This is a genomic window from Veronia nyctiphanis (genome assembly GCF_004116385.1).
Lineage (GTDB): Bacteria > Pseudomonadota > Gammaproteobacteria > Enterobacterales > Vibrionaceae > Veronia > Veronia nyctiphanis.
Window position 1 is genome coordinate 1 of the sequence record NZ_PEIB01000060.1, and the last position, 9646, is coordinate 9646.

Annotated in this window: 15 protein-coding genes; 7 read left to right on the forward strand and 8 right to left on the reverse strand. The window is 45.4% G+C overall.

Going from position 1 to position 9646, the window contains the following annotated elements; all coding sequences use genetic code 11:
* Positions 1-46: 46 nt before the first annotated feature.
* Positions 47-487: an Lrp/AsnC family transcriptional regulator gene (locus tag CS022_RS23915; protein ID WP_235869888.1), complete on the reverse strand. Its 441-nt coding sequence runs from the start codon at positions 485-487 to the stop codon at positions 47-49.
* A 182-nt stretch (positions 488-669) separates the two neighbouring features.
* Here CS022_RS23915 and CS022_RS23920 point away from each other — a divergent pair, with 182 nt between their 5' ends.
* The 3 genes from CS022_RS23920 to CS022_RS25650 are packed head-to-tail and all read left to right on the forward strand — an operon-like array spanning position 670 to position 2965.
* On the forward strand, positions 670-1842 hold the full coding sequence (locus tag CS022_RS23920) for a PrnB family protein (RefSeq protein ID WP_129124380.1): 1173 nt from the start codon (positions 670-672) through the stop codon (positions 1840-1842).
* Between the two features lie 14 nt (positions 1843-1856).
* A complete protein-coding gene (locus tag CS022_RS23925; protein ID WP_201746384.1) occupies positions 1857-2663 on the forward strand; it encodes an aminotransferase class V-fold PLP-dependent enzyme in 807 nt (268 codons plus the stop codon).
* Positions 2627-2965: an aminotransferase class V-fold PLP-dependent enzyme gene (locus CS022_RS25650; RefSeq protein ID WP_201746385.1), complete on the forward strand. Its 339-nt coding sequence runs from the start codon at positions 2627-2629 to the stop codon at positions 2963-2965. The genes CS022_RS23925 and CS022_RS25650 overlap by 37 nt, the downstream gene beginning before the upstream one ends.
* Positions 2966-3000: 35 nt before the next feature.
* On the opposite strand, the gene CS022_RS23930 is transcribed toward CS022_RS25650, so the two are convergent.
* Together CS022_RS23930 and CS022_RS23935 are read right to left on the reverse strand one after the other, a co-directional pair.
* Positions 3001-3420: an EAL domain-containing protein gene (locus CS022_RS23930; RefSeq protein WP_235869889.1), complete on the reverse strand. Its 420-nt coding sequence runs from the start codon at positions 3418-3420 to the stop codon at positions 3001-3003.
* On the reverse strand, positions 3420-3797 hold the full coding sequence (locus tag CS022_RS23935) for an EAL domain-containing protein (RefSeq protein ID WP_129124382.1): 378 nt from the start codon (positions 3795-3797) through the stop codon (positions 3420-3422). The genes CS022_RS23930 and CS022_RS23935 overlap by 1 nt, the downstream gene beginning before the upstream one ends.
* A gap of 307 nt (positions 3798-4104) precedes the next feature.
* On the opposite strand from CS022_RS23935, the gene phhA reads away from it, so the two are divergent.
* Positions 4105-4929, forward strand: coding sequence for a phenylalanine 4-monooxygenase (gene phhA / locus CS022_RS23940; protein ID WP_268967938.1), 825 nt, complete (start codon positions 4105-4107; stop codon positions 4927-4929).
* Positions 4922-5269 carry a 4a-hydroxytetrahydrobiopterin dehydratase gene (locus CS022_RS23945; RefSeq protein WP_129124384.1) on the forward strand — a complete coding sequence of 116 codons (348 nt, stop codon included), beginning with the start codon at positions 4922-4924 and terminating at the stop codon, positions 5267-5269. Before phhA ends, CS022_RS23945 begins: the two co-directional genes overlap by 8 nt.
* A 217-nt stretch (positions 5270-5486) precedes the next feature.
* Here CS022_RS23945 and CS022_RS23950 read toward each other — a convergent pair whose 3' ends face one another.
* Entirely contained in the window at positions 5487-5810 is a 324-nt protein-coding gene (locus tag CS022_RS23950; protein ID WP_129124385.1) for a hypothetical protein, read from the reverse strand.
* A 109-nt stretch (positions 5811-5919) separates the two neighbouring features.
* On the opposite strand from CS022_RS23950, the gene CS022_RS23955 reads away from it, so the two are divergent.
* Positions 5920-6300: a DUF922 domain-containing protein gene (locus CS022_RS23955; RefSeq protein ID WP_129124386.1), complete on the forward strand. Its 381-nt coding sequence runs from the start codon at positions 5920-5922 to the stop codon at positions 6298-6300.
* Here the strand turns inward: CS022_RS23955 and CS022_RS23960 are convergent.
* Positions 6297-6770 carry a hypothetical protein gene (locus tag CS022_RS23960; RefSeq protein ID WP_129124387.1) on the reverse strand — a complete coding sequence of 158 codons (474 nt, stop codon included), beginning with the start codon at positions 6768-6770 and terminating at the stop codon, positions 6297-6299. The two genes, CS022_RS23955 and CS022_RS23960, sit on opposite strands and share 4 nt — an antisense overlap.
* A gap of 406 nt (positions 6771-7176) precedes the next feature.
* Here CS022_RS23960 and CS022_RS23965 point away from each other — a divergent pair, with 406 nt between their 5' ends.
* Positions 7177-7401, forward strand: coding sequence for a hypothetical protein (locus tag CS022_RS23965; protein ID WP_129124388.1), 225 nt, complete (start codon positions 7177-7179; stop codon positions 7399-7401).
* A gap of 743 nt (positions 7402-8144) precedes the next feature.
* On the opposite strand, the gene CS022_RS23970 is transcribed toward CS022_RS23965, so the two are convergent.
* Genes CS022_RS23970 through CS022_RS23975 form a run of 3 tightly spaced genes read right to left on the reverse strand, consistent with a single transcriptional unit; the run spans position 8145 to position 9520 of the window.
* Positions 8145-9293, reverse strand: coding sequence for a phage integrase Arm DNA-binding domain-containing protein (locus tag CS022_RS23970; RefSeq protein WP_129124389.1), 1149 nt, complete (start codon positions 9291-9293; stop codon positions 8145-8147).
* Complete coding sequence (locus CS022_RS26995; RefSeq protein WP_235869890.1) at positions 9283-9381, reverse strand: hypothetical protein; 99 nt, start codon at positions 9379-9381, stop codon at positions 9283-9285. Before CS022_RS26995 ends, CS022_RS23970 begins: the two co-directional genes overlap by 11 nt.
* On the reverse strand, positions 9335-9520 hold the full coding sequence (locus tag CS022_RS23975) for a hypothetical protein (RefSeq protein ID WP_235869891.1): 186 nt from the start codon (positions 9518-9520) through the stop codon (positions 9335-9337). Before CS022_RS23975 ends, CS022_RS26995 begins: the two co-directional genes overlap by 47 nt.
* Positions 9521-9646 lie beyond the last annotated feature (126 nt).

The window sequence follows — 9646 nt, forward strand, 5'->3', positions numbered from 1 at the left end:
CTTTGCAATGCAATCAATATTAGATATTTGCTTTTTTAGAATACTTTCATAGTGCAGACTTCAACTCGACTGTCGATTCTATCTTTGCAATGCAATCAATATTAGATATTTGCTTTTTTAGAATACTTTCATAGTGGACGAGGTCTTTGGCAATTACTTTCAATAAATAGTCGTGCTGCCCAATGATGACTGAACACTCTATTACCTGGGATATCTCGGCAACTTCTTTTTCGAACAACTCGCCGGCAAGCTCTGAGTTACTTTTTAAGCTCACAAAGGCATGCACACTCACGCTATATCCGAGCTTTTTCTCATCAACACACCCTCGGTACCCGGTAATTACGCCGCTTTGCTCAAGCTTTCTTATCCGGCGTAGGCATGGCGTATCTGACATGTTCAGAGAAGCTGCAAGTTCGCTGACCGATATCCGCCCATTCTTCTGTAATGCTTCGAGTATCTGCTTGTCTTTAATATCCATATCAAACATATATTTGTTAATTTGTAGTGATTATCGATCTAAAAATTATAAAAGTAAAAGATAACTGCTAAAAATAGATTCTTTAGAGAAGAATTTTGACGATTTTTGCTACTCCCCATGTGCTAGCCTTTTAAAAAGGATAACAAAGATAAGCCTATGACTTATTTGAGATAAATAATGGAGTAGTGATCGTGACTGATAACACGTTGGCCTTTGACGCTTGGATCAGGAATGAGTTTGTCGAGCACAACAATGCACTGGAAGCGCTTTACTGGAAGCAAAGTGACAGAGCGAATGTTGTCGACGTCGGAGGCGACATAAAAGCGTCTCTGGTTGAACAGGGCAATCAGTTCATTAGTCAGCTTCTGCAAGAGGGCAATACAGACGAAGGCTTTGATGCCGCGTTCGACCTTCTGGGGAATGTTGGCCTGTTTATGGCCGCATGCCGTCGCCATGAAATTACAGAGCCTTCACGTGAGTCATTTTCTCCGCTGCGTGAAGCCTCTGCACTTTCAATGCAAATAGGTGCATCGATTGGCGTCACGCCGAGATTTGCCACTGCGCACCTGACAACGCATAACCAATCAATAAACGGTACCTACAAGCGTTTTACCGATTTGGACGCCGAGAAGATCTTCGTTGATTACAATACACGTGGGATTTTTGCGTACAAGCGAGCAGCAGACGCGTTATTGAAAATTAAATCCATCGGCATCTCTCACCCTATCGCAGCAGACCTTTTGCTGGTGGCTCACCAAGCATTAAAAGATGTTTACGAGTCCAACGAAGTGTTATTTTCGGCACTCGATACCGATGCGTTTTTTTATCAGGTTCGCCCTTATTACAAACCTTATCGTGTGGGTCAGCATGTCTATCGTGGCGCCAATGCAGGTGATTTTGCGGGTATCAATGTTATAGATTTATTGCTGGGGCTATGCCTTGCAAACGAATCTTCCTATTCACAATTGTTGGTCGATAAATTTCTCTACATGATGCCAGAAGATCAACAAATCTTGCGTGATTGTATGAGAATGACCTCTTTCATGGATGAGTTTCTCTCTGCTACTGAACAGCAATCTAACGCAAGCTGGTATCAACAACACCTTGCCCTTTTCCTTGATGTTTGCGATATGCACGGGCGTACGGCAGTGCAGCACCATAACCAATTGGTTGAGAAATATATCGCCAAGCCTGCTGCGACAATGGAAGAGACTCACCTTGATAAACTAACGGCAAGTGGGCCTCCCCTCCATGTCTTGTTAGGTGCGCTTGAGAAACTGCGTGACCGACGAAATGCCGCCGAGCGGAGTGATATTTTCACTCGATTTAACGATATTCAATCACTCAGAAATTCACTGGTATAAGCAGAGGAAAGACAATGAAGAAAAACCAGGATTTTCACTGCCCAGAGGGTGCTTATCTACTCAGTCACTCAGTCGGGCGGCCACTGAAAAGCCAGACGACAAACTTTCAGGATGTATTCTTATCGCCATGGGCGGAAGAGGGCGCTGAACCTTGGGGACAGTGGCTGAAAGTGATTGAACAGTTTCGCCATGAGTTAAGCGTGCTGTTCAATGGTAAGGCTGAAGACTTCTGCCCTCAGGTCAACTTGTCTTCGGCTCTGACGAAAATCATCCAATCTCATCAACGACTCTCCAACAAACCTCGCATCGTGATGAGTGAACAAGATTTCCCAAGTATGGGGTTTGTTCTACAAAATGCCCCTCTCGACCATGCCGAGATATCGCTTATTCCTGCTGATAGTGATAGTACTGATACTAACGTCTGGCACGAGTTCCTCAAAGAGGGCGCTGACTTAGTCTTTATCAGCCATGTTTATTCTAACACTGGGCAAAAAACACCGATTGAAGAGATTGTCACCATTGCAAAAGAGTTCGGTGTGATGTCGTTAGTTGACGTTGCCCAGTCTGCAGGCGTTATTCATGTCAATTTACAAACATGCCAGCCTGATTTTCTGATTGGTTCTTCAGTGAAGTGGCTTTGCGGCGGTCCCGGTGCTGGCTATCTGTGGGTGAACCCAAACATACTTCATGAGTGCCAACCCAAAGATGTAGGTTGGTTTAGCCATGAAAACCCGTTTGAATTTAATATCCATGATTTTCGATACCATGAGTCAGCACTTAAGTTTTGGGGCGGGACGCCTCAGTCGCTCCCTATGCGTTAGCCAGTCACAGCCTCAAGTACTTCAATTCGGTCAGCATTGACCCAATTGTGGCGCACAATGGCGCACTCATTGATCACTTGATTGGCCTACTTGGCAATAACGTCATTTCTCCCCACGCGCGAGACAAGCGAAGTGGTACAGCAATTGTCAAAGTTATGACGGGAAGTGATCTTGTTGGCAAAATGAAAGAGAAGAATATCTGGGTTGATGAGCGACGTGTCGGTTTACGGGTTTCGCCACATCTCTATAATTCAAAGGACAATATTGAGGAATTTTCGGCTACATACTTGGCGCTTTTATAGAGCTAGTATGCTCAATTGACTGGTGGAAGATAGACTTACTTGCGTTTGCAGTATTCAGACATGTGTTTAGGCTCACCCAAATGGAAACCTTGGAAATAGTCGATGTTTAAATCGAACATGGCCTCAAATTGTTCCTCGGTTTCTATGCCTTCAACGAGGACTTTCGCATTCACATTCTTTGCAACATCAATGGAATGAAGCAGCCACTTTTCATCGCCATCCATGTAAAACTCAAGCAAAGAGCGATCAACCTTCAAAATATTGGGCCGAATCGCCTTTACCCGGTCTTCACGTGATGCATTAACGCCAAAATCATCAATAGCAATCTGAAAACCGGATGAAAGTGACTTAGCGGCTGCCAGAGCAAGTGTTTTATCGTTGTCAGATTGATGTTCAACAACCTCAAAAATCACCTTATGCACATCAAGGCCCAGCGCTTTTAGGCGCCTGAGCATCAGCTGATGGTTCTCGTCGGAGTTAAGCCTCTGATTGCTGAAATGGGCAGCACATTCAGAAACAGCGAACAGTCGACATTGTATTGGGAAAAGTTACGCAGATGGACGACGCGGGAGAGCTTATCAAGATTATGCTGGTGTATGACCCAGTTTTCATCACAGCATTGATAAAATATATCTGTACAACAAATGTGTTGTCCATTGTCGTCCGTCACTCTACAAAGTGCCTCATAGCCCATCACTTCTCTTGCCCGGTTAAAGATTGGCTGGAAAACGCTAGTGAGCGATATGTGCCTATACATCGCTGTCACGTCCCCGTTTGCTTCTAAAACCAAGTGGGCTTCGAAGTCCTCTTGATTAATTAATTCTCTAGTCAATGCTTTTAACCTTCAGAAGGTATAAATGAGATCTACATTTTATTTTTCGATAAAAAATTAGTCTGTCACTTTAGCATTTCTTCGAGACAGTTATCACGAAGATGAAATGGCGACAAAAAAATGACACTGTTGTTTATGAATTAATATCAACTATTTCTCTATCTTCCAATGAAATCATATGTTTGTAAAGTATACTTTACGTTAATTCCTATGGTGTAAGCTCTTGCTAACGTGTTAATTTCGGGTGAATGGCTCTAACGTATCAATAACGAACGCGTTACATCGGTAACGCTTGCGTCATGGAAGGATGCGGAGAGCTATGGCTAAACATACCAAATATCAGTCGAAACCTGTCGATAAAGATGGGAACATCCAATGGAGCCCTCAAGAAAACTCCGTCTGGGAACGGCTGATAGAGAGACAATTGTCTTGTATTTCGGGCAAGGCATGCAAGGAGTACTTTACAGGTCTTGAATTGCTCAACCTGCCAATGGACAGAACACCTGGGTTGGGCGAAGTAAACCAAGTGTTAGCAGAGACAACAGGCTGGCAGTGCAAAGAAGTGCCAGCACTGATAGATTTTGACCACTTTTTCTATCTTCTGGCGAATAAACAGTTCCCAGTGGCGACCTTCCTGCGTACCGCTCAGGACTTCGATTACTTGCAAGAGCCCGATTTTTTCCATGAGATATTTGGCCACTGTGCAATGCTGACAAACCCCGCATTTGCAGAGTTTACGCACATGTATGGAAAGCTAGGATACAAGGCAAATAAGCAACAGCGAATATATCTCGCACGTTTATATTGGTTTACCGTTGAGTTCGGCCTTATCGAGAACAAGGACGGGTTATCGATTTATGGCGGCGGCATACTCTCATCGCCCGGCGAAACACAATACGTGTTTAATGACACATCGGTTATTCGTAAACCTTTGGATGTTGTTGATGTGATGAGGACACCCTATCGAATCGATATCATGCAGCCCATTTATTTCACGATTGACAGTCTGGACAGGCTGTTCGATTTCACCAACATGGATTTGATGGCCTGTGTGGACGAAGCCATTTCACTTGGCCTACACGAACCATTATTTCCACCTAAATCTGACACTAAGGAAAAACGTTATGGATGATCTGAACGAATTGAAATGTGAAGCTTGTGTTGCCGATGCGCCGCGTGTTGAAGCTGATGAAGCAAAGACACTGCTTACTGAAATCCCCGAGTGGGCGTTGATTGAGCGCGACGGAGTTCCGCAACTTGAGCGCGCTTTTACGTTTAGAACGTTTAAACAGGCTTGGGCATTCTCAGACAAAGTAGCGACACTGGCTGAAGCAGAGGGTCACCACCCAGCGATCCTTTTGGAATGGGGTAAAGTGACAGTCACGTGGTGGACGCACAAAATTCATGGCTTGCACAAAAATGACTTTATCTGTGCCGCCAAAACAGATGCGCTTGGCTACGAAGCGCCATAACTGCATTTAATCAAGATGCGATGAAATCAGCGGGGTTTTGCCTCGCTGATTTCTATTCAGTAAACATGTACGGAAAATCGTGTTCCAGATGATTGATTAGACTCAACCAGAGATTGTCGACCTTAAATACGCCCTTACGCGTTACTCATGAATTAGGCTGTCGGCACCAATGCAAAGTAGAAAGTAGAAGTCAATTCTCAAATCACGCGCCCAAACGCTAAAGACCAACCACCTTGCCCTTATCTAGCACCAAATAAAACCGCCGCTCTTTATAGATACCTAACAGCTTTTGGTCACTCACAGCCTCCCATGGTCCTTTCTCATTGTCGTTGGCAGAAAACCCAATGATGTTAATCATCTTTACTCGCTGCTCATAGCGCAGGTGCTTTCGTTCAATGAACCCGCCAAAGTTGAAATAGACCAAGCTGCCATCTTTGAGAAGGGCTGGGATCGGGTCAACCCGAGAAGTTCGGTCGAGGTGGCCAGTCGGACACCAGACATTGACGGTACCAAGGGTATTTTTGAATCGGATAGCTGGCATAATGAAAATATACTGTATAAATACACAGTATCAATGTAGCAAGAGGGGGAATGGAGAGCAAGGCGTTTCCGATAATCCTCAATGGTGAAGTGTTCCACGGATACACAAAGTGGAGTATTCGCTGGCAGTACTGGTAAAAATGAAGCCGGGTAGATGCCAGATAGCACGTGTCGAAACGACGCTGTCAATCACCTACACAATGCCAAAACTGATCAGCAGTAACCCAGACGTAAAGCGGGTGTTTAATCGTTGGTATCGCAGACTCGACCTCCACGAGAAAGGCCATGCAAAATTAGCCAAAAATGCAGCAACGAAAATCGACCGATTAATTTTAGCTATGTCACCGCGCAAATCATTCAAGCAATTGGGGAAAGAGGCCAATGAGTTGGGGCATGTGATCCTCAACCAATTAAAGATGGAAAACAAAGTCTACGACAAGCGCACACAGCATGGCTGCACACAAGGTGGTTGTCTGGGCAGTTATCTTTAACGTTTCTTACCGTGACCTTGTAACTGCTTGAAAAAGCGATGTCCTCCTCCCCCCGAGGGCGGATGAAAGTCACCAGATACCGTCTGCTCGTCAGTGGTGATTGATGCGGAGAAAGCTATGAGAGTTGTGTGTTGATACCCCCAACCTTTATTTTGTGGCATCGAGCGTATTGGGTTGTGAAGAGCCTTTTTTATTTGAAATCGAGGCATGATAAAAAAGACAGCCAAATTGACTATCACCGACCCAAAAGTCGCTATGCTTGCCACGGACTTGATGTAAACCGGGTCTCCCTCAAAGGTTACCACCCCAAGAAAACTCTCTTCATAAAGCGCTTGCAGTGCGAGGAACGTACAAATGGAGCAAAGAAAAATCTCCAAATTAGGGTGCTTTCTTGTCCAACGATAGACGATGCAAGGCAGCATGGTGATAAAGCTCATCACAACCACGTAAAAGGGAAAACTCAATTCCATCGATTATTGTCTTTTTATCCAGTAGGTGGGTGAGGATAACACTTGGTACAGGAAAATTACTGAGGCTCAGGACGTTTTAGGACAGTGGTCATAGTTTAGGTTACCGGAGGGTGCGGAGATGACAAAGAGAGTAGGGATGTTAGGGAGAATGGGCTGCTATGAGCTTATATAAATATGTGGTCCACCGCCCTTCAAACTCACCCTTGTTCACTGTCGTGACCTTACGTCCCAATACGTTTCGTTGAATCATATCCTGAAAGATTCCTCAGCTCATATAGAGATGTGTCTCGCAATTTCATTGGCTGGTTCGTGCGTTGCTTCGAAAGTGTATTGAGATAAACCTCTTATATTTCTGTTCGCGTGTAGGGTCTTCTGGCTTTTTAAAATCAGTTAGAAGATAAGTTGTATGAAAAGAGTTAAGTGTGCAGTGTTGGCAGCCGTTTGTGCTGCGGTTGTGGGCTGTGCATCACCGATGACGTACGATGAGTACAGAGCAAAAACAGGTGGCTTCGCACTCCCTAAAATTGCAGGTCAAGATAAAGCACTGGTTTATGTAGCGAGAACAGAGGCGGGTACTGGTAGGTTGGAAACAGACACTGCCTATAGCCTCAACGGCGGTGACGATACATAGGCAAACTTTACCCGAGTACTTACTTCTTTTTTTCCTTAGCCCCAGGGGCGTACACACTTTATTGGCGAGGCGATGATGCTGACGGTAAGCTGATTGAAGGAAAAATACCGCTTAATGTCGAAGCGGGCGAAACGTATTTTGTTCGGCACCACAATCTGTCTCTTTTCAATCAAAATGTTGAAGGCGGCATGCGTCTGATAGACAAAATGATTGTGAATGAACACCTGTCGGGCACATTAATGGTCAAGCACTCAAAAAAGTCTGACTTGAGTGAAAAGTGCATCGCGAAGAAGAAGCCGACACTTAAAACATTTTGTGAAATGTTCTAAAGCTTGATGTCAGGTGAACCCCTTCACCTAATTAATAACACTTGTCCGGCGCATTTTCTGAGTTAATTCTCAGTGATATTTTCAGCTACAAAAACAAAAAAGCGAGGCATAGCCTCGCTTTTTTTCACTCTGGACAAATCTTAGAAAAATATTTTTCCATTATCTCTGGGGCTTTTTTACAGTGTTTTACTACCAACAGTTATGCTCTGAGAATTGAATCTATCTATATCTCGAGAACTCATATAGTTAAAAACTAACGACTAAAGGACTTGGAGTACTTTTCAGGCTCAAATTTCAGCGTAAGAACTCTTCCCTCCAAAACTCCTCCAAAACCCTTTCACCAAAACGAGAGTGGAGTTTGGGTGGATAACGCCTCTCGTTCGGCATTATGAATTAACAGTGACGTTGTCACGTTTACTTGGGAGGGGTGATGAAAGTATATTCACTTCCTCGTGCATCATGATACCTGTCTGTCATTTTCCTCGTTTTATGGCCGAGCAACGTTTGCGTATCATAGCCATGCTCAGAATAGATGCGTTCAGCCAGTGACCGTATCTCATGAAAGCTCGGTGGAGAGGGACTGTCCCAAGAGAGGCCACTTGCGTCTCTCAATTCCTTAAAGGCCATTGATAAACCGTTCGGTAAAATACGTTTACCGCGTCTTTCTGGGGCGTTCTTTCCGGTCTGATGAAGTAAATAATCGCTTTTGATCCCCGTCGACCGACACATCTCAATAATGTCAGCCAACGTCATATCAGTAAGTGGGCTTGTCAGCGTCAATGGGAAGGCGAGCTTCGTTTGTCCGCGAGCCTTGCTCAGTTTAACGAAAAGGTGATCGTCTTTGACGTCAGTAAATTTTAGATTGCACAGATCACTGCGCCTTAATCCCGTGGTGATCCCCAGATAAAGAGCATGAAGAGGATATAAAAGGGACTGCTGCTTTGCGGAAAGAACCAGTGCAGGCCAGTCGGTTCTTCTTAACCTCCCACGTAATATTTTCACATGGGGTACTTTTGTGGAAGTGGCAGGGTTGAAGTTGCCATCGACCTCACCTGCATGCTGCGCTTCCTTGAAAATGTCCACCCAAGATGACCTTAGACTTCTGGCCATACTTCGCTTTCCTCGAGCACAGTATTCATCGAAAATGGTTGCCAGTGATTTGGTATCGATATCGCGAATACCCGTTGTGCCAAGGCGACGGATGAGAATGTTTGTATGGCGTATGCGCTGATTGACCGTGAACGGACTCAGCTCATTATTTGTTTCCTTCTCTTTGATTATTTTGATATATCGCTGACACCATGTCTTGGTGCTGATCCCCTTGGTTTTCACCTTGGGAACATTCTGATCCAGTATTGTTTGATAGTGGTCGATGAGCTGCTGGGCAATGCGTTCGTTGAGTTCTTTAGCAATGCTGACGGCCCGCTTCTTATCGGTGCCCAACCCATGAAACCGCCCGGTGCGTGAGTCGCGGTATTGGTAATAAACCTTACCGGAGCGCTTATCGAGTTTCTGGTAAAGGTTCGGCACGTCAATGTTGTGGCTTCTTGGTCTAGCGGCCATGGGTCATGATCCTCTCTACCAAGGGGTCAGAGAACGGACCCTCAGCGGCTGCGGACAGACCGACAAACCGCGCATCCTCTTTGACCATCCAGCGGCCACCCACTTTTACTGGTGGTGGGTCTATCTGCCGTGTCTTGACCCATCGACCATGGTGCTGGGGAGTAGCGTTCGCCGGGGAAGAGTTGGGCTGCCCACTCGGACAGCCGGATGAAGTGTGTATGGGGCATGATCACCTCCTGATGGCTCAGAACGGGGGCTCGAGATCGCTCCAGTCAGGCACCTCCGGGGCACTGTTGACTGTGTATGGGGCATGATCACCTCCTGATGGCTCAGAACGGGGGCTCGAGATCGCT